The organism is Aeromonas sp. YN13HZO-058, from assembly GCF_001921245.1.
In the GTDB taxonomy this organism is placed as follows: domain Bacteria; phylum Pseudomonadota; class Gammaproteobacteria; order Enterobacterales; family Aeromonadaceae; genus Aeromonas; species Aeromonas allosaccharophila.
In genome coordinates, this window is the sequence record NZ_MQSY01000062.1 from 173332 (window position 1) to 191786 (window position 18455).

19 protein-coding genes are annotated in these 18455 nt (G+C 57.4%); 12 read left to right on the plus strand and 7 right to left on the minus strand.

Annotated features, from left to right (window positions below; all coding sequences use genetic code 11):
* Positions 1-76: 76 nt before the first annotated feature.
* Positions 77-559 (minus strand): Rsd/AlgQ family anti-sigma factor, encoded by a 483-nt coding sequence (locus tag BSP75_RS16710; RefSeq protein WP_042063003.1) that lies wholly within the window; start codon positions 557-559, stop codon positions 77-79.
* Between the two features lie 330 nt (positions 560-889).
* Here BSP75_RS16710 and BSP75_RS16715 point away from each other — a divergent pair, with 330 nt between their 5' ends.
* A complete protein-coding gene (locus tag BSP75_RS16715; protein ID WP_033135475.1) occupies positions 890-1162 on the plus strand; it encodes an HU family DNA-binding protein in 273 nt (90 codons plus the stop codon).
* A 142-nt stretch (positions 1163-1304) separates the two neighbouring features.
* On the opposite strand, the gene BSP75_RS16720 is transcribed toward BSP75_RS16715, so the two are convergent.
* The 3 genes from BSP75_RS16720 to BSP75_RS16730 form a co-directional block, all read right to left on the minus strand.
* Complete coding sequence (locus BSP75_RS16720; protein WP_083617225.1) at positions 1305-1748, minus strand: PACE efflux transporter; 444 nt, start codon at positions 1746-1748, stop codon at positions 1305-1307.
* Between the two features lie 180 nt (positions 1749-1928).
* Positions 1929-2786, minus strand: a complete 858-nt coding sequence (locus tag BSP75_RS16725) for a hypothetical protein (protein ID WP_075113943.1) — start codon at positions 2784-2786, stop codon at positions 1929-1931.
* 109 nt (positions 2787-2895) lie between these two features.
* Entirely contained in the window at positions 2896-4119 is a 1224-nt protein-coding gene (locus BSP75_RS16730; RefSeq protein ID WP_075113944.1) for an Nramp family divalent metal transporter, read from the minus strand.
* 237 nt (positions 4120-4356) lie between these two features.
* On the opposite strand from BSP75_RS16730, the gene rpsF reads away from it, so the two are divergent.
* The 4 genes from rpsF to BSP75_RS16750 all read left to right on the plus strand — a co-directional run bounded on the left by rpsF (position 4357) and on the right by BSP75_RS16750 (position 6345).
* Positions 4357-4743 (plus strand): 30S ribosomal protein S6, encoded by a 387-nt coding sequence (gene rpsF, locus BSP75_RS16735; protein ID WP_033135470.1) that lies wholly within the window; start codon positions 4357-4359, stop codon positions 4741-4743.
* 30 nt (positions 4744-4773) lie between these two features.
* The gene (gene rpsR, locus BSP75_RS16740) at positions 4774-5004 is read left to right on the plus strand and encodes a 30S ribosomal protein S18 (protein ID WP_005313392.1); all 231 of its coding nucleotides are present in this window, start codon (positions 4774-4776) and stop codon (positions 5002-5004) included.
* A 49-nt stretch (positions 5005-5053) separates the two neighbouring features.
* Complete coding sequence (gene rplI, locus BSP75_RS16745; RefSeq protein ID WP_042063007.1) at positions 5054-5500, plus strand: 50S ribosomal protein L9; 447 nt, start codon at positions 5054-5056, stop codon at positions 5498-5500.
* A gap of 101 nt (positions 5501-5601) precedes the next feature.
* Positions 5602-6345, plus strand: a complete 744-nt coding sequence (locus BSP75_RS16750) for a ferredoxin--NADP reductase (protein WP_075113945.1) — start codon at positions 5602-5604, stop codon at positions 6343-6345.
* 37 nt (positions 6346-6382) lie between these two features.
* On the opposite strand, the gene BSP75_RS16755 is transcribed toward BSP75_RS16750, so the two are convergent.
* A complete protein-coding gene (locus BSP75_RS16755; RefSeq protein ID WP_042656291.1) occupies positions 6383-6679 on the minus strand; it encodes a hypothetical protein in 297 nt (98 codons plus the stop codon).
* A 255-nt stretch (positions 6680-6934) separates the two neighbouring features.
* On the opposite strand from BSP75_RS16755, the gene BSP75_RS16760 reads away from it, so the two are divergent.
* Positions 6935-7933, plus strand: coding sequence for a Preprotein translocase subunit SecY (locus BSP75_RS16760; protein ID WP_075113946.1), 999 nt, complete (start codon positions 6935-6937; stop codon positions 7931-7933).
* Between the two features lie 66 nt (positions 7934-7999).
* On the opposite strand, the gene BSP75_RS21615 is transcribed toward BSP75_RS16760, so the two are convergent.
* Positions 8000-8167, minus strand: coding sequence for a hypothetical protein (locus BSP75_RS21615; RefSeq protein WP_005308905.1), 168 nt, complete (start codon positions 8165-8167; stop codon positions 8000-8002).
* 56 nt (positions 8168-8223) lie between these two features.
* On the opposite strand from BSP75_RS21615, the gene BSP75_RS16765 reads away from it, so the two are divergent.
* From BSP75_RS16765 to BSP75_RS16785, 5 genes are all read left to right on the plus strand, one after another.
* Positions 8224-9201, plus strand: coding sequence for an NADP-dependent oxidoreductase (locus BSP75_RS16765; RefSeq protein ID WP_253186648.1), 978 nt, complete (start codon positions 8224-8226; stop codon positions 9199-9201).
* Positions 9198-9635 carry a YqaA family protein gene (locus tag BSP75_RS16770; protein ID WP_040067497.1) on the plus strand — a complete coding sequence of 146 codons (438 nt, stop codon included), beginning with the start codon at positions 9198-9200 and terminating at the stop codon, positions 9633-9635. The genes BSP75_RS16765 and BSP75_RS16770 overlap by 4 nt, the downstream gene beginning before the upstream one ends.
* Before the next feature lie 27 nt (positions 9636-9662).
* Positions 9663-12476 carry a pitrilysin family protein gene (locus BSP75_RS16775; RefSeq protein ID WP_075113948.1) on the plus strand — a complete coding sequence of 938 codons (2814 nt, stop codon included), beginning with the start codon at positions 9663-9665 and terminating at the stop codon, positions 12474-12476.
* Between the two features lie 61 nt (positions 12477-12537).
* Complete coding sequence (gshA, locus tag BSP75_RS16780; protein ID WP_075113949.1) at positions 12538-14139, plus strand: glutamate--cysteine ligase; 1602 nt, start codon at positions 12538-12540, stop codon at positions 14137-14139.
* 48 nt (positions 14140-14187) lie between these two features.
* Positions 14188-15831, plus strand: a complete 1644-nt coding sequence (locus BSP75_RS16785) for a HEPN domain-containing protein (RefSeq protein WP_148140746.1) — start codon at positions 14188-14190, stop codon at positions 15829-15831.
* Between the two features lie 98 nt (positions 15832-15929).
* Here the strand turns inward: BSP75_RS16785 and BSP75_RS16790 are convergent, their stop codons facing one another.
* Positions 15930-17720 carry a long-chain fatty acid--CoA ligase gene (locus BSP75_RS16790; RefSeq protein WP_075113951.1) on the minus strand — a complete coding sequence of 597 codons (1791 nt, stop codon included), beginning with the start codon at positions 17718-17720 and terminating at the stop codon, positions 15930-15932.
* A 185-nt stretch (positions 17721-17905) separates the two neighbouring features.
* On the opposite strand from BSP75_RS16790, the gene BSP75_RS16795 reads away from it, so the two are divergent.
* Complete coding sequence (locus BSP75_RS16795) at positions 17906-18451, plus strand: hypothetical protein (RefSeq protein ID WP_075113952.1); 546 nt, start codon at positions 17906-17908, stop codon at positions 18449-18451.
* Positions 18452-18455 lie beyond the last annotated feature (4 nt).

Sequence of the window (18455 nt, forward strand, 5' to 3'; positions counted from 1 at the left end):
GTGGACGCTAGGGTCATTGCTCTGAGTGTAATCCACCTTGGTTGCCAGTATCTTGAACTTGCTCCGAAAATGGCGTTCAGGCTTGCTGGGTAGTCAAGGATTCCACCACATGGAGCGCCTTGACCAGACGATCTTCCTGTTTGAAGCGCTCCTCCAGTACCGGACCCAGCTCGTTGAGATCGTCATCCAGCAGCAGCAGTTGGGCCTCGTCGGCATCGCTGTATTTGTCGTTGAACTCGAGAGCGAATTCGGTGCTGGTACGAATGTGGGGATAGATGCGCTTGGCCAGCTCCAGCGTTTCGCCGCTGGCTTGCTCGAAGGCGGTGACCACATGGTGGTAGATCTCGAAATGACCGGCGCTGACATAGTCGACCAGCTTTTCGCAAAAGTGCTGCAGCTCTTCCGTTTTTGGCAGGTTGCGCTGCTTGGTTCGGGCCGGGGTGAGGCCTGCCAGCCGCATATACTCGACCAATAAGGCTTGCCTTGCATCCAGCCAGTCATCGATAGCCTTATGCTTGCCAGCCAGCGCCTGTTTGGTCTGTTCCAGTTTCGTCAACATAATCCCTCCGTGGGGCAAAGGCTGGGCGTTTGATGGGCTTCCGAGCCGTTTGAGCAGTGACATTACCTATAACTAGGGAAAATCTGACCAAGCGTCAATAGCCATGCCGGGATATTGTTAAGTGACGAAGAAATAGGCTCTCTATCGTTTCCCCATGCCTGCAGCTTTCAGGCCGGTCCGCGGTTTTTCTGGTGTGGAATGTGACTATTTCCGCAGATCTTGATGAAAACCCCAGCGTTTGACGCGTTCGGCTCGATAAAGGCTTTGCCTGTGCGTTTTTTTTTGCATAGAGTGACCCAGCGCTAAATGCCCGATCATAAAGGAAATGTTATGAACAAAGCTCAACTTGTCGATGCGATTGCCGCCAAAGCAGATCTGAGCAAAGCTCAGGCCAAAGTGGCTCTGGAAGAGATCATCAATGGTATTACCCAGAGCTTGAAAGAAGGCGATGCTGTGCAACTGGTCGGTTTTGGCACCTTCAAGGTCACCCACCGCGCAGGCCGCACCGGTCGTAACCCGCAAACTGGTAACGAGATCCAGATTGCTGCTGCCAACGTGCCTTCATTCGTGGCTGGCAAGGCTCTGAAAGACGCCGTCAAGTAAGTCCGAAAGTCTGTTTTGTCCAATGCCAGTCAGCTTGCTGACTGGCATTGTTTTTATGGGGTTCTCCCATCCTTCCTATTAGTTCTTCCTGACTTTTCCTGCTGTGCCAGTTCCTTCTGTCAGCCTTGTTGTGGCTGAGGATTCATGCCGTCTGCAGGGTGGATGGCAGCGGCCAGATCCGCTCATAGGCCCAGGTAAAGAGCATGATGTAGACGAGGTAGAAGGCGACAAAGCCGAGATCCAGCATCAGGGCGTCCCACAGCCCCAGATCGAGCCAGAACATGACACAGGGGAGGGAGAGCAGCATAAAGCTCGCCTCATAGCCAAACGCGTGCAGGAAGCGGTCCAGTGGTCGCTTGTTGGTGCGCCCGCAAAGTTTGAGCAACCCCTTGTCGAACAACAGGTTCCAGCCGTAGGTCCAGGCGGTGGCGACGATGGAGAAGAAGATTGCCAGCGAACCGACCTCTGCGACGCCCTGACCGAACAGCTGGCTGATCAGCGGTGCGACCAGCGCCAGCCCGATGCCTTCGTAGAGAACCAGATAGCGAAGTCGATCCGGGGTGGTGCGCAGTTGGGTACTACTCATGTGATGTGCCTCCTGTGGGAGGCGCATTCTAATCAGGGCGTGGTTAAAAGAGAAGCACCCCGGCCTGTCATGGTTGGTGTTGAGGGGGCATGATGATGCCCTTCTTTGCGGCACTCCTCTTTAATTGCTAACTCTAATTGCCAACTCTGGTCGTGCACCCTGGGTGGTGAAGTCTGCGACTCAGGCGCCGGTTGGTGTGACCCGGGTCAGCATGGCAAAGCCCTCTTCCACCTGAGTGAGCTGTACCTTGACCTCTCCCAACTCGGCGAGCGATGCGACATGGGTGCCGCCACAGGGGATGGTCACCTCCTGACCTTCCAGCGTGCAGTGCCAGTAGCGCGAGTCTATGATGGCCTCGCCAGCGCGGCTGCGGCGGATCTCGCCTCCGGCTGCGATCCAGTCGGCCAGTTGCTGGTTGACCTTCTCTTCAATCAGCGCCAGATCTGCCAGCAGCGCCTCGCTGTTGACCCCTTTCTTGCGCAGGCTCTTGCCGATTCGGTACTGCTCCCGCGAACCGCAAGGCTCGACCCGCGAGCTTTGAATAGCAAGACGATCGAAGTCGGGCTGGCCCAGTGCATCGCGCTCGCTTACCTCCTTGCGCCAGTAGGGGATGAGTACCCGGTTGAGGGCCATCGCGGCCAGATGGCAGCCGCTATGGCCCAGACTCAGGGCGTGGCGGGCAGCGCTATCTACTTGTAATTCGACCTGGCTGCCAACGGCCAGCTCATGGTCACCGGTCAGCGGATGGACCACCACGAAACTCCACCCCTCTGCGCTCCGCTTGACCGGAATCGCAGTATCGACAAACAGCTCGCCATCCGGGCTGATAGCTCCCATCCGGCAGGGGCCAATGGCGGCTTCGCCCCCTTCCCAGCGAACATGGCCCACATCCCCCGGCTGATCGGGCCAGAGATGGCTCTGGGGATGAAAGGGGGTGAGGTCGGTGACCAGCAGCGTGGTGTCACCGCGTTGGCAGCAGACCACGCTGGCCTGCTCCTGATGATGGCCCAGCACGAAGCTGGCTCGGGTATGTTCCATGGCAAGGCTCCCGCAACGATAAATGAGAAGAGAAAGCGGCAGCATACGCCAAAGTGCGAAGGGGCTCATTAACCAGCGTTAATGAGCCCCTCTGTTGCTTGACGGTTCGCTAGATCATGGCAACCAGCAGGTAGGCGTTGAGCCCGATCACCAGTGCGACGATAAGGCGGCCTACCGCTTGGGTGACGGGGTGGTTGCGATGTTCCCCCATCAGCGCCCGATCGCCGGTCAGCATCAACAGCGGGATCAGGGCCAGCGCGATGCCAAAACTCAGGATCACCTGACTCAGCACCAGAATTTCGGTGGTATTGAGCCCCATGGCGATCACCACGAAGGCGGGAGCCATGGTGATGGCGCGACGCAGCCAGAGCGGGATGGTAAAGCGCACGAAGCCTTGCATCACCACTTGCCCGGCCAGAGTGCCCACCACGGTGGAGCTGATGCCGGAGGCGACTAGCGAGAGGCCAAACAGCGTCGCCGCAGCCTGACCCAGCAGCGGGGTGAGAGTCTGGTAGGCGGACTCCAGCTCCGCCACCTGCTGGTGGCCCGAACTGTGGAACGCGGCCGCCGCCATCGCCATCATCGCCAGATTGACGAAGCCGGCGATGGTCATGGCAATCGCCACATCGACCCGGGTGGTGTGCAGCCGCTGGCTGACCGAGCCCTGATCCTGCGTGTGCTGGGTCAGCGCCGAGTGCAGGTAGATAACGTGGGGCATCACGGTGGCACCGAGCACACCGGCGGCCAGATAGACGGCATCGCTGTTGGGCAGACCGGGGAAGAGGGCGCCCTCCAGCAGGCTGGGCAGATGGGGGCGGGAGAAGATCAGCTCAACGATGTAGGCTGCCGCAACGAACAGCAGCAGGCCACCGACTACGAACTCCAGCGGTTTCTGGCCGCGAGATTGCAACATCAGGATCCCCCAGGTCACCACGGCGGTGATGCAGGCCCCCTCCAGCAGGGTGACGCCAAGCAGCAGCTTGAAGCCGACCGCTGCGCCAATGAATTCGGCAAGATCGGTGGCCATGGCGATGATCTCTGCCTGTACCCAGTAGGCCCACACCGCCGGTTTCGGCAGTCGGTCGCGAATGTGCTCCGCCAGATTCTTGCCGGTGACGATGCCGAGCTTGGCCGAGAGGGTCTGCACCACCATGGCCATCAGGTTCGCCCACACCACCACCCACAGCAGCTGGTAGCCGAAGGTAGAGCCCGCCTGGATATTGGTGGCGAAGTTGCCCGGATCGATGTAACCGATGGCGGCGATAAAGGCAGGCCCGAGCAGGGTCAGTTTGAATTTGCGGGCCGGGATCGTTGTTGTCAGTGCGGGTTGCATGGCATCACCCTCCATAAGGATATGGAGAGAGAATAGATCTAAATGATAACTATTATCAATTGCTCTTTTGTATCATTTCCATCGGGAAAAACATTTGAGGCAGTCAGTTGCAGTGAAGGATGTGATTTTGTACAATACGCCGCCCTAGAAAAGCAGCGACTAAACACCTTTATGTTCCTTGCCTCCGAGGTCTGGCTGCACCTGGGCGGAGGCTGAATTAATCCGTAAGGAGCTAAAATGCGTCATTACGAAATCGTCTTCATGGTTCATCCGGACCAGAGCGAGCAAGTACCCGGCATGATCGAGCGTTACACCGGCGCTATCACCACCTCCGGTGGCACCATTCATCGCCTGGAAGATTGGGGCCGTCGTCAGCTGGCTTACCCGATCGACAAACTGCACAAAGCCCACTACGTTCTGATGAACGTAGAAGCAGAGCAAGCCGTTATCGATGAGCTGGAAACCAACTTCCGCTTCAACGATGCCGTTATCCGCAACATGATCATGCGCACCAAGCACGCTGTGACTGAAGTTTCTCCGATGGCCAAGGCCAAGGAAGAGCGTTTTGTCCGTCGTGACGACGAGCGCCGTGAAGAAGCTACTGAAGCTGCTTCCGAAGAGTAATTCTGGATCACTGAATAGAGGATAAAGGCCATGGCACGTTATTTCCGTCGTCGTAAGTTCTGCCGCTTCACCGCCGAGAACGTTACCGAGATCGACTACAAAGATATCGTTACTCTGAAAAACTACGTCACTGAATCTGGCAAGATCGTACCGAGCCGTATCACCGGTACCCGCGCCAAGTATCAGCGTCAGCTGGCACGCGCCATCAAGCGTGCTCGTTACCTGGCTCTGCTGCCGTACACCGATCTGCACAACAAGTAAGAATCGGTCCGGCACTTAAGCCTAACTCAACTTCTCTAGAGGAAAGGTAATGCAAGTTATCCTGCTCGACAAAATCGCCAAACTGGGCGGTCTGGGTGATCAAGTCGCTGTTAAAGCTGGCTACGCCCGTAACTATCTGATCCCGCAAGGCAAAGCTGTTATGGCTACCAAGGCTAACATCGAATCTTTCGATGCTCGCCGTGCTGAACTGGAAGCCAAACTGGCTGCCGGTAAAGCTGCCGCTGAAGAGCGCGCTGCCAAGCTGGCCGAACTGGCTGCCGTTGTTATCGCCTCCAAATCTGGCGACGAAGGCAAGCTGTTCGGTTCCATCGGTACCCGTGACGTGGCTGAAGCCATCACTGCTGCTGGTGTTGCTGTTGCCAAGAGCGAAGTCCGTATGGGCAACGTTCTGCGTAACACCGGTGAGTACGAAGTTGCCGTTCAGCTGCACGCTGACGTTAAAGCAACCGTACAGATCCAGGTTGTTGCCCTGTAATAGCGATTCGCTTTTGCAGAAAAAACCCGCGCTCTTGCGCGGGTTTTTTATTTTGGGGCCCGGGGGTAGAGTGAAGGTCTGTTCTGTTGGAGGAGATCTTTATGGCAGCCTGGGTCGAGGGTCGCGTCATTGAACGCATCGAGTGGACACCTACCCTGTTCTCCCTGCGCGTAGCGGCCGATCTGGCCCCCTACAAGGCAGGTCAATTCACCAAGTTGGCCCTCGAGCAGGGCGATCGCCGCATTCAGCGCGCCTACTCCTTCGTCAATCCTCCCTCTGCGCCATACCACGAGTTCTATCTGGTCGAGATCCCCAGTGGTGAACTGACCCCCTCGCTCGGCTCGCTACAAGCCGGTGATACCCTGCTGGTGCAATCCCAGGCGACCGGCTTCCTGACGCTCGATGAGGTGCCCGCCGGGCGCGATCTCTGGCTGCTCTCGACCGGTACGGCCATCGGTCCGTTCCTCTCCATGCTGGCCGATGGCGAGGTGTTTAACCGTTTCGAGAATCTGGTGCTGGTGCACGGGGTGCGCAAAGGAGAAGAGCTAAGTTATCAGCCACTTATCGCCAGATTTGCCGGGCAATATGGCGAACGCTTTCGTTATGTTCCCTTTGTCAGCCGAGAGCCGTGGCCGGATGCAATGGCAGGACGGATCCCGGCGGCGATTGCCTGCGGCCAGTTGCAGGCGCGGGTGGGACTGGACTTTTCAGCCGAACGGAGTCAGGTGCTGATCTGTGGCAACCCGGAGATGGTGAAAGAGACCCAGCAGACCTTGCTGGCGCTGGGGTTGGCCAAGAATCTGCGGCGGGCGCCGGGTAATATCAGTGCGGAGAACTACTGGTAATAGTCGTGGAGTCGGGGCCACGGTTGGCCCCTGACCATTACTGGTTATTACCCTGAGGGGCGGAGAGCTGGTTGGTGCTGGGCGGCTGATTGCGGTTCTCTTCATCTTCCAGATTGAATTTGACCGCCTTGCAGTCGGCTGGAGCGGTTTCGCCGATCCCCAGATCGAGGCAGTCGTTCTGGGTCCAGCCGAACTGCTTGTCATCCCAGTCCAGATTGAATTTAAGCTCATCGACGGAGAATTCGGAGCCACTGCTCTCTTGATATTGCTGTGTCGCCGCGGCGCTGCCGCTAATCAGAAGAAGGGAGAGTAGCAAAGTGGTCTTACTGTTCATGATGGCCTCGGATAATTGCAACGGTGGATGAGTCTACTGATCGGGGCTGAACCCGAGCGGAACCGTAGTGCATCTCACCATTCGATTAAGTCAGGAGGGGATTGTATCGCGTTTCTGCTGCCGATTTGTCCGTTTTGGTCGCACTCTGGGCAGCTGGTTGTCAATCTGAAGGAATTCAGTCATTTGCCCTTCTCTACGCGGGCTCGACGACTATAATCGGCAGCCAACTTTTCCTGCACAGCACACCCCTTCATCATGACCACACAGGACTCCTCCGCGCTGCGCTACCCCAAGGGGTGGTTTGCTCTGACGACGGTATACAGTTTCACCGGGTTGGCCATTCTGGCCTCCATTATCTTCTCCCTGCTGCTGTTCCTCTCCATCGATGACAACCCGCTGATGAAGTGGCTGTTTGGCGGGCTGGCCATCATCTTCGAACTGGGCAAGTTTTACGTCTGGTACGAGTACGGTGAGCGCAAGGCGCGGCGGGATCTGGGCGGCGCTTTCTGGTCTCTGCTGTTCTACAGCGTGCTGGCGGCCATCTCCATCGGCGGCAGTATCGGCGGCATCAACAGCGCCACCAACACGGTACTGAGCCAGCAGGCGCGTCACGAACGGGAGCTTGCCCGCTTCGACGAGCAGATCGCCAGCATCGAGCGGCAGATCCAGCTCAACGAAGAGGCGGCCCGCAAATATATCGAGCTGGAGCGCATCTCCAGCGGCGTATCCTCCCTGCAGCACGCCAACACCAAGCTGCGCTTGCAGCAGGATGAGCTGCGCCAGCAGCGCGATGCCAAGCCGGTCAACGAACAATCCTCCATGCTGGGGCTGATGAGCAGTCTGGCGGACGGGGTGGGGATGAGCATCAGTCAGGTGCAGTTCCTGCTGGTCTGCTTCCTCTCGGTGCTGCTCGACGTGTTTGGCGCCTTCTTCGTCAGCCTGATCGGCGAGGAGAACCGCTTTCGCCGGATGTGGCTCTGGCAGCAGGAGCAAGCCCGCCTTCAGGCACAAGAAGCGCTGGCGATGGCGGCCCAGCACGAGCCGATGATGCCCCCCGAGCCCGCCCCCGAAGTGCTGGCGCAGGTGCGCGGTGCGCTGATGAGCGGGGAGCTCAAGTGCAGCAAGCGCTCGGTGGCGCAGGCGCTGTCACTCTCGCTGGAGGAGGTGGATCGGGTGTTCCACCATCTGCTGTCGCAAGGGGTACTGGGGCAGGGGAGCAATCGCCACTACTACCTCAATCCGGCGCTGGAGTAGCAACCCGGATAATGAGAAGGCCACCGGAACTCGGTGGCCTTTGTCGTTATCGAGTGGCTGTGACACTCAGTGAGTCAGCACCATCATCAGGCTGAGGAAGGCGGCTAGTCCGCCACCGATGCCGATGATCCAGTAAAACCCCTTGGCCCCCTGTTTGAGCGGGATGCGGAAGTAGAGCAGAAACGCCCACCACCCCAGTGCCAGCAACAGAGGAATAAGAAACATTCGAGCCATGGTGTCCTCGCTGTTATTCTGTTGACCCTTGATCAATCAACAGGATGGATTGTGCAATGACGCAACTACAGATTACCGCATTCGGTGACCCCTCGGTACTCAAGCTCAACCCTTCCCTCGACAAGGTGCCTGCCGATGGCGAAGTGCGGGTGCGCATCTGCTTTGCGGGGGTCAACCCCATCGATGCCAAAACCCGCGCTGGTCTTGGCTGGGCGGCGGCCCAGAACAAGGACAAGCTGCCCTGGACGCCGGGTTATGACGTCTCAGGCGTGGTGGAGAAGGTGGGCCTCGGGGTGACCTCGCTGGTCGAGGGGGATTTGGTGTGCGGCATGATCGGTTTTCCCCTCGCTGCCGGTGGCTACGGGGAGTCTGTGGTGGCAAGCGAGAGCGAGCTGGTCAAGCTCGACGGGGTGAGTCTCCAGCAGGGGGCGGCACTGCCACTGGCCGGTCTCACCGCCTGGCAAGGGCTGTTTGAGCACGGCGCCCTCCAGAGCGGCCAGCGGGTGTTGATCCTTGCCGGTGCCGGTGGCGTCGGCCATCTGGCTGTGCAGTTTGCCAGCGCCTATGGCGCCGAGGTGGTGGCCACCGCAAGCCCCGACAACCATGGCTTCCTGCACGCTCTGGGGGCGCGCTGGATGGTGGATTACCACGATGCGAACTGGCCAGCAGCTGTGGTGGCAGAGGCCGGTCAGGTCGATCTGGTGCTGGATCTGGTGGGCGGCGAGAGCGGCAAGGCGGCGCTCGCCTGCGTCAAGCCGGGTGGCCGTGTGGTGACGGTGCCCACTATTACCGCCCAGCTGATCAAGGATGCGGGTGCTGCGGCGGGTATTGAGGTGGTCGGTATGCTGGTTCACCCTGATCAGAAGCAGCTGGGTCAGATGTTGATGCTGCTGCGTCAGGGGGAGGTGAAGGTCACCCTCGCCGGTGAGTTCGCTCTGGCTGAGGGGGCGCTGGCCCACCAGGCCATCGAAGGGGGCCATGTGCGCGGCAAGCTGCTGCTGCGGATGCCAGCGGCCGACGGCCTGCCCGGATGAATGGCATTACCGAGATGGGGCTGGGGTGGCTCTTTTTAAGCGCATTCACCTCCGCCACCCTGCTGCCCGGCAGCTCCGAAGTGCTGCTGGGGGCCATGGCGGCCAAGGGGGAGTGGAGCATGACGAGCCTGTTGCTGTGGGCGACGCTGGGCAATACCCTCGGCTCCATGACTACCTGGTGGCTCGGCTGGCTCGCCACCTTCAAGAAAAAACCGGAAGATTTTCAAGGCCGTGGGGAACAAAAAGCCTTAGGCTGGCTCAAACAACATGGTCACTGGTGTCTGCTGCTTGCCTGGACGCCGGTGGTCGGTGATGGTCTCTGTCTGTTGGCCGGTTGGCTGCGCCTCTCCTTCTGGCGCTCTCTCATCCTGATCGGGCTCGGCAAATTGTTCCGTTATGCCCTGGTTTTTCTGCTGGCCAGTCACATTTTCTAGCCTGTTTTTGTCACTCACGAGGTTACCGTGAACAAAGTCATACCTTTAACGATTCTGCTGGGCTTCACCCTGCCGGTGCTGGCGGCACCGACCCTGATCGCCGAACAGGGCAAGGAGGAGGGCAAGCTCGCCATCCCCTACCAGATGTACAAGCTGGACAACGGCCTGACCGTGATCCTGGCCCCCGATCGCTCCGATCCGCTGGTGCATCTCGATGTGACCTATCACGTCGGTTCATCCCGCGAGACGGTCGGCAAGTCCGGCTTCGCCCACTTCTTCGAGCACATGATGTTCCAGGGCTCGAAACACGTCGGTGATCAGGAGCATATGCGGATCATCAACGAGGCCGGTGGTGACATGAACGGCACCACCAACAAGGACCGCACCAACTACTACGAAACCGTGCCGGCCAACCAGCTGGAGAAGGTGCTCTGGCTGGAGGCGGACCGGATGGGTTTCCTGCTTGATGCGGTAAGCCAGAAGAAGTTCGAGATCCAGCGCGCCACCGTCAAGAACGAGCGGGCCCAACGGGTCGATAACCAGCCATACGGGCTGGTGAGCGAGAAGGTGGGGGAGGCGCTCTATCCGCGCACTCACCCCTACTCCTGGCAGCCTATCGGTTACGTGGAAGATCTCGACCGGGTCGATGTGAACGACCTCAAGCAGTTCTTCCTGCGCTGGTATGGCCCCAACAACGCCACCCTGACTCTGGGCGGCGACTTTGACAGCAAGCAGGCCCTCGCGTGGATCGAGCAGTACTTCGGTGCCATCCCGCGCGGCCCGGACGTGGCCGAGCCGACGCCAAAGCCGGTTACCCTGCCCGAGACCCGTTACGTGACCCTGCAGGACAAGGTGCACCTGCCGCTGCTCTATATCAGTTATCCGACCGTCTCCCTTGGCGATCCGCAGGAGCCTGCGCTCGACATGTTTGCCGACGTGCTGGGCGGTTCTGCCAGCTCCATGCTCTACCAGTCGCTGGTGAAAACCGGCAAGGCGATCGATGTGGGGGCGTCCCACTACTGCGAAGAGCTGGCCTGTACCCTGACCGTCTACGCCTATCCCAATCCGTCGCAGGATGGCAGCCTCAAGACCCTCAAGGGGGAGGTGGACAAGGTGATCGGCGAGTTCGCCCAGCGCGGCCTCAAGCCGGAAGATCTGGAGAAGGCGATCGCCAAGTACCGTGCCTCCGCCATCTGGGGTCTTGATAGCGTCTCCGGCAAGGTGAGCCAGCTCGCCATGGGGCAGGTGTTTGCCCAGGATCCCAACTATGTGTTCAAGACTCTCGATGCCATCGGCAAGGTGACACCGGAGCAGGTGAAGGCTGCCTACGACCAGTTCATCGCCGGCAAGCCTGCGGTAGTGCTGAGCGTGGTGCCCAAGGGCAAGACAGAGTGGCAGGTCGCTACCCCGAACTTTACCCCCGCCAAGCGTGAGCTGCCGGATTACAGCAAGCATGACGAGGCGCTGGCCGAACGACCGGTGAAAGACAATTTCGATCGCAGCGTGCAGCCCAAGGCAAGCGAGGCGGTGAGCGTCAAGGTGCCCGCCATCTGGCACGGCAAGCTCGACAAGAACATCGAGATTATCGGCACCAAGAGTGACGAGATCCCCGCCGTCTCCATCATGATCGCCCTGCCGGGCGGCATTCGTGCCGAAGATAAGGGGCAACTGGGGCTGGCCAATCTGACCGCCGCCATGATGGGGCAGGGCACGGTGCGCCTGACCGAGGCTCAGCTGAGCGACGAGCTGCAAAAGCTGGGATCTTCCATCGATGTCTCCAGTGCCCAGTACAACAACCTCATCACCGTCAGCTCGCTGGCGGACAAGTTGCCCCAGACCCTGGCGCTGGTGCGCGAGGTGCTGGAGCGCCCGGGTATGCGAGAGGCGGACTTCGAGCGGGTCAAGGCGCAGTTGCTGCAAGGGATGCAACAGGCCCAGCAACAGCCCGAGTGGCTGGCCGGGCAGGCGTTCCGCGAGCTGGTCTACGGCAAGCAGAACCGCCTCGGTCAACCCTCCGACGGGGTGCCAGCCGATGTGGCCAAGCTGACGCTGGCGGATGTGAAGCACTTCTATCAGGCCTACTACAACCCCACCAATGCCAAAGTGGTAGTGGTCGGTGATGTGGGCCAGAAGCAGATCGAGGAGCAACTGGGCTTCCTGACCGAGTGGAAGGGGGCCACGCCGACCCTGGGGGATCTCAAGCTCAAGGGTGAGCAGGCCAAGCCGGGCATCTATCTGGTCGACAAGCCGGGGGCGCCCCAGTCGGTGATCCGCATCGGCCGTCGCGCCATGCCGTTCGATACCACGGGGGATTACTTCACCGCCGGGCTGATGAACTTCAACCTGGGTGGCAATTTCAACAGCCGCATCAACCTCAACCTGCGGGAAGAGAAGGGCTACACCTACGGTGCCAGCTCCGGTTTCTCCGCCAACCGGGAGGTGGGCACCTTCGCCACCGGCGCCAATGTGCGGGCCGATGCGACCGTCGATGCCATTCGCCAGTTCCTCAAGGAGATGGATAACTACCGCAAGAGCGGCCCGACCCCGGTGGAGCTGGCCTATATGCGCAGCGCGGTCTCCCAGCAGGATGCCCTCTCCTACGAGACCCTCGGCCAGAAGGCGGGCTTCCTGTTGCAGATGGTGATGTATGACCTGAAACCGGACTATGTGCAGGCCCAGAGCAACCTGATCAAGACAGTGTCGCCAGAGGCGCTGAAGGCCAGTGCCGCCCGCTGGCTCAATCCGGCCGACATGGTGATCGTGGTGGTGGGAGACAAGCAAAAGCTTGAAAAACCCCTGCAGGAGCTTCATCTTCCCATCTATCCGCTGCAGTTGCCGTAACTGACGCTTTATAAAAATCAAGAGCCGCCCCGGATGGGGCGGCCTCACATGAGCCGTGAATATGACTACAACAAGCTTGTCGCTCACCGAGTTGCTGAATGCGTTGGGATCACCGGAGCGCCGCACCGCGCTCAAGGGGATCCGGCGCGGGATCGAACGTGAATGCCTGCGCATCACGCCGGATGGCCGACTCGCCCAGAGTGACCATCCCCGGGCGCTGGGCTCGGCCCTGACCCATCCCAATATCACCACCGACTACTCGGAGAGCCTGCTGGAGTTTATCACCCCGGCTACCGACTCCATCGACAGCCTGATGGAGCAGCTCGGCGACATCCATCACCATGTGATTCAGCATCTGGGTGACGAGCGGATTTGGCCGCTCTCCATGCCCTGCTTCGTCGGCGGGGAAGAGAGCATCCGGCTGGCCCAGTACGGCAGCTCCAACATCGGCAAGATGAAGACCCTCTACCGTCAGGGCTTGAAGAACCGCTACGGCAGCCTGATGCAGGTGATCGCCGGGGTGCACTTCAACTTCTCCATGCCGGACAGCTTCTGGTGCGAGTGGCAGGATCTGGAGTGCGTCGGTTGCTGCAGCCAGCGCTTTATCTCCGACAAGTACATGGGGCTTATTCGCAACGTCTACCGCTTCGGCTGGCTGGTGCCCTATCTGTTTGGTGCCTCCCCGGCCATCTGCGAATCCTTCCTCAAAGGGCGCAAGAGCAACCTGCCGTTCGAGAAGACCGGCAAGGGCACCCTCTACCTGCCTTACGCCACCGCGCTGCGTCTCTCCGATCTCGGCTATACCAACAGTTCCCAGGCGGGACTCAAGATCAGCCACGACAGCCTGCCAGCCTATGTCAGTAGCCTGCGCCGTGCCATCAATACCCATGACCCCGAGTTCGCCAAGATCGGAGTCAAGGTGAATGGCGAGTACCGTCAGCTCAACGACAACGTGCTGCAGCTGGAGAACGAGCTCTACGCCCCGATCCGCCCCAAGCGGACCCCGCGCAGCGGCGAGAAGCCCTCGGATGCGCTGGATCAGCGTGGCATCGAATACATCGAGCTGCGCACCGTGGACGTCAACCCCTTCACGCCGCTCGGTATCGATGCCGACCAGATCCGCTTCTTCGACCTGTTCCTGGTCTGGTGCCTGTTGCGCCCGTCCGCGGTGCTGAGTGACGAGGAGATTGCCCGCAACCGTCGCAACCAGAACAAGGTGGTGCTGGAAGGGCGTCGTCCCGGCCTGACGCTTGAAGATGAGCAGGGCAATGCCATCGGCCTCAAAGAGTACGGCCTCAAGCTGTTCGACGAGCTGGCTCAGGTGGCCGAGCTGCTGGATCGCTGCTGTGGCCGCAACCGCTACCGCGAGACGCTGGCGATGCATCGCGAGAAGCTGCTCAACCCCGAGCTCACCTACTCCGCCCGCATGCTCAAGGAGCTGCTGGAGAGTGGCAAGGACAACGGCTGCTACGGCGACAAGCTGGCGACCCGCTATCGCGAGGAGTTGCTGGCAGGGGAGCTGCAGTACTGGGATGAGGCCTACTTTGCCGGTGAGGCGAAAGATTCGCTGGCCAAGCAGCGCGAACGCGAGCGCAGCGACAGCCTGTCGTTCGATGACTTCCTGGCCGATTATTTTGGCTCTAGTAATGGTACATTAAATTAAAACCAAGGCCGCATGAAGCGGCCTTTTTTGTGGGTTGGATATTAGATTATGTTGATTTATTGTGCGGATGAAGTGACTGCTAGTGCGGTAATAATAATTAAAGAGAAAAAGTATCATGGAACGCTTAGTTATGGCGGTGGAAAACAAATTATATTTAATATGCAAGATGATTGGTGGACTCTTCGTGATTTTTTAAAACAAGGCGAAAAGGTAGATGTACTTGAGTGTGAACTCAATGGTGACTCTGTTTTCTTATGTCAATGTGAAGTTGATTTTGGTTCGATTTTTGCTGAGTTTTTATCAACTAAAGAAATAAGCTCATCCAGTGAGATATCTATATTAGATATCTATATAGATGGTTTATCTGTTGCTATGGATAATTCATTGCGGGAAAATGAAATAGATGAAAAGCAATTTGTTATCACTAGGCCGAGTTCAAATTTTCTAGTTTCACTAGAACACATCACGGTTTCTGATGATTGGATTTCAAGCTTAAAAAGAAACTCTGAGTCTACTCGTGCCTACTTGGCGGTTGATAGCCATTTTATAAGACTATCCTTTGACAATACCCCCATATCAATTGAAGATGCCAAGAATTATCTGATGCAGTTGCTAGGTTTCTTTTCCATATTGTTAATGCATCCTTTAAATATCAGTAGGCTAAAGGCAAATTTAGTTGGTAAAGACTCTTATGCGGAAATTTACATCCCCTTCTCTGTGCACAATAAATTATTTAAAAATGAGACTTGCTTATTAGACTTAAAATCTTTAAGTAATGAGCAATGGGAACTAGCCTTCAAGAATTTATTTAAGATGAATTTTAATAGTTCTATATGGTCACGCTTCCGTGGCATGCTTATGTACGAAGGTTATTGGGAGTATAACATCTTAGGAGTAGTATCACTGTTAGACTCTTATTTAGAAGAGAAATATGGAGTTAGAAATAAAAAGTCCAAGTTGATAGGCAAGCTTAATGCTGCGCTTTATAATTTAAAAAATGTATTGCCATCCGAATTACAGAAGGAATTTGATAAGGAGCAAGGTAATATAAGGATCGTAATGAATCAACCATCATTTAAAGTTAGGTATATGAAGATGGTTGACGAGCTATCAGGTGGATTCATTAAATGGTGCGGTTTGAACGAACAGCAATTTTCAAAAATTAAAAAAGTTAGGGATTCTGTTGCGCATTCTGATGTGGATGAGATAAATAATACAAAAGATCACATTGTTAACTTTACTATAAAAAATAGAATTCTTATTCTTTTGTCTTATCTCTTCTTTAAAGAACTTGGTTTTAATGAGACAGAATACTACAAATTGATACGTGGAACTGTAAATAAAGTTGCAAGAAGTGCTTTTCTTGATGATTATTATTTGAGGAAAGCTATTGGTGATTGCTTTGAAATACAATGTACTAACTCAGTGTCGGATGAGTTCAGTAAAGTGCGAAGAGTATCATCGCCAGTCTTTGTTTTCCATGGCGGTGTTTGGAGTTTTGATGAAGAAGCATCATCAAGAATATTTGAAATTATGTTAGAGAGTAAGTGTAAAAGTATAGTCGAGGCTGCAGAAATCTATTATCTTGAAAAAGGTACAGAAGTGTCTAGAGCTGAATATAAAGGTACTGTGTATTTGGTTGATGACAATTCACATTATGTTACTAACAACGCGACTCTGGTATATCTATAATTTTTCTGAGTGTATGGTGATATCTTGACATAAAGTCGCAGTAAAAAGCCGCTCAATTAAGTTGAGCGGCTTTTTTATTGCTTGGAACCTGAGCGATATCAGACGTGGTTATACATGGCCTCGATTTCGCTCTGGTACTTGGCCTCGATGATCTTGCGGCGCAGCTTCATGGTGGGGGTCAGTTCACCCAGCTCCATGGAGAAGGCGCTCGGCAGCAGGGTGAACTTCTTCACCTGCTCGAACTTGGCCAGCTCTTTTTGCAAGTCGGCGATGCGTGCTTCGAAGAACTCCTTCACCCGGGAGTTGCGCAGCAGCTCGCTCTTGCACTGGTACTGCAGGTTGATGGAGCGGGCGTACTCTTCCAGCGACTCGAAGCAGGGGACGATCAGTGCCGAGACGAAGTGGCGGGCATCGGCAACGATGGCGATCTGCTCGATAAAGCGATCCTTGCCGATGGTCCCTTCCACCAGTTGCGGGGCCACATATTTGCCGTTGGAGGTCTTCATCAGCTCCTTGAGGCGCTCGGTGAAGTAGATATTGCCCTGGCTATCGAGCTCACCGGCATCGCCGGTACGCAGGAAGCCATCTTCGGTCATCACCTCGGCGGTGGCGTCCGGCTTGTTGTAGTAGCCGCGCATCACGGTGGGGGAGCGCACCAACAACTCGTTGTTCTCACCCAGCTTCACTTCGATGCCGTTCAGTGCTGTGCCGATGGAGCCGAGTTTGAACTGGCTGTCTTCATAGCAGCAGACGGTGGCGGTGGTTTCGGTCATGCCGTAGCCGTACTTGAGATTGAGCCCCATCGCCTGGAAGAAGAGGTTCACATCGTCAGCCAGACGGGCGCCTGCTACCGGCAGGAAGCGGGTGCGGCCACCAAAGCGGGCACGCAGCTTGCGAAACACCAGTCGCTCCGCCAGCCAGAGCTGGGCATAGAGTTGCGGTGAGGCGGTTTTGCCCGCCTGACGGGTAGCAACCATCTGCTTGCCGACTCGGGTCGCCCAGCCAAACAGGGCGCGACGCAGGGCCGGCGCCTGAGCCACCTTGGCCTGGATCATGGCGTAGGCCTTCTCGTAGAGGCGCGGCACGGCGCACATCACGGTCGGCTGCACTTCGCCAATCACATCCATCACTTTCTGCGGGTCGCGGATATAGACGTTCTCGCCACCGCAGTAGAGCACGTAGAAACTCCAGACCCGCTCGAACACATGGCTGAGCGGCAGCATGCAGAGCGACACATCCTGCGGATTGAGGTCGAGGCGGCTGTTGTGCATCTCGAAACAGGCGGCAACGTTGGCAAAATCGAGCATCACCCCCTTGGGTTCGCCGGTAGTGCCGGAGGTGTAGATCAGGGTCAGCAGGTCGTCCATCCGGTACTGGCTTTCGCGCTCGTGCAGCACCTGTTCGCTGGGCTGATGGTTGCCGGAGACCAGAAACTCCTGAAAGTGGCTCGCTTGCGGGCAGCCGCGCAGATTGACGTTGCCATCGAGGGCGACGATCTGGCGGATTTCGCCATCCTTTAACAAGTTGAGCGCCTGATCGAACTGGGGCTGTTCCCCGACGAACAGCAGGCCGATGTTGGCATCGCGCACGATATAGCGCAGCTGTTCGAGTGTGCTAGTGGGGTAGATAGGGACACTGACACCGCGGGCGGCAAGGATGCCGAGATCGGCCTGGGTCCACTCCGGCATGTTGCGGGCGTAGATGCCGACCATTTCGGTTGGCTGGTGGCCGGCACGGATCAGCGCCTGTGCGCAGTAGTCCATGGCCTGGCCCAGAGTACGCCAGCCGATGGCGCGCCACTGGCCATCTTGCTGAACCCGCAGGGCAGCCTTGTTGCCAAGCTGGGCAATACGTTCACGCATCAGTCGAACCAGATGAAGCTTCGGCATCAGTCAAACATCCTTTAATTACAGTTGTACGCCCGCGAGGGCACTAAAAATCGGGCTAGAGTTTAAACTCCAACATTACAGCTTACAAGTGTTCGCCGTTTGTCTTGGATCACAAAGAGTGCAAATAGCTACGCCTTCGGGCAGGCTGGCCGATACTGCAAGGGAGTGCAAAGAGGGTTAACGATATGAATCTGTGGGTGAAAGGAGCGTTGGCCGCAGTCGGGCTCATGGTTGTGGGTGGCGGTGCAGCCTGGTTCTTTTTTGGCAAGGGGGCACAGGGGCCCGCCAATCCCTGGTATCAGGGAGCCGAGGGGTATCATCAGGCCCAGCAACAGGCGCTGGCGTTGGGTTATCCGCTGCTCTATGTGCTGGAGACCCCCAAGTGCCGCCGCTGCGGCGATCTGGAGAAGAAATTCTGGCAGAGCAAGGAGATGGCGGGCCCGCTCGCCCGGTTGGTGAAGGTGCGGCTCAACCCGGGCAAGGGGGATGGCAGCGAGCAGATCCTGCGCCGCTTTCCCAAGGTCGCCACACCGCCCGGTATCTATATCCAGCAGCCGGGTCAGCCCCTCCGCCCCATCAAGGTCGTGGTGGATATCGACCAGATCTGGATGCCGGGAAAAACCTGGCAGCGGGGCTTCTATATGCCGCTCTCTGCCGCCGGATTCGAGGCGGTGGTGCACACAACCCTCTCCTTGCAGGACCCCGCGCTGGATAACGCCCCCCTCGATTGAGGGG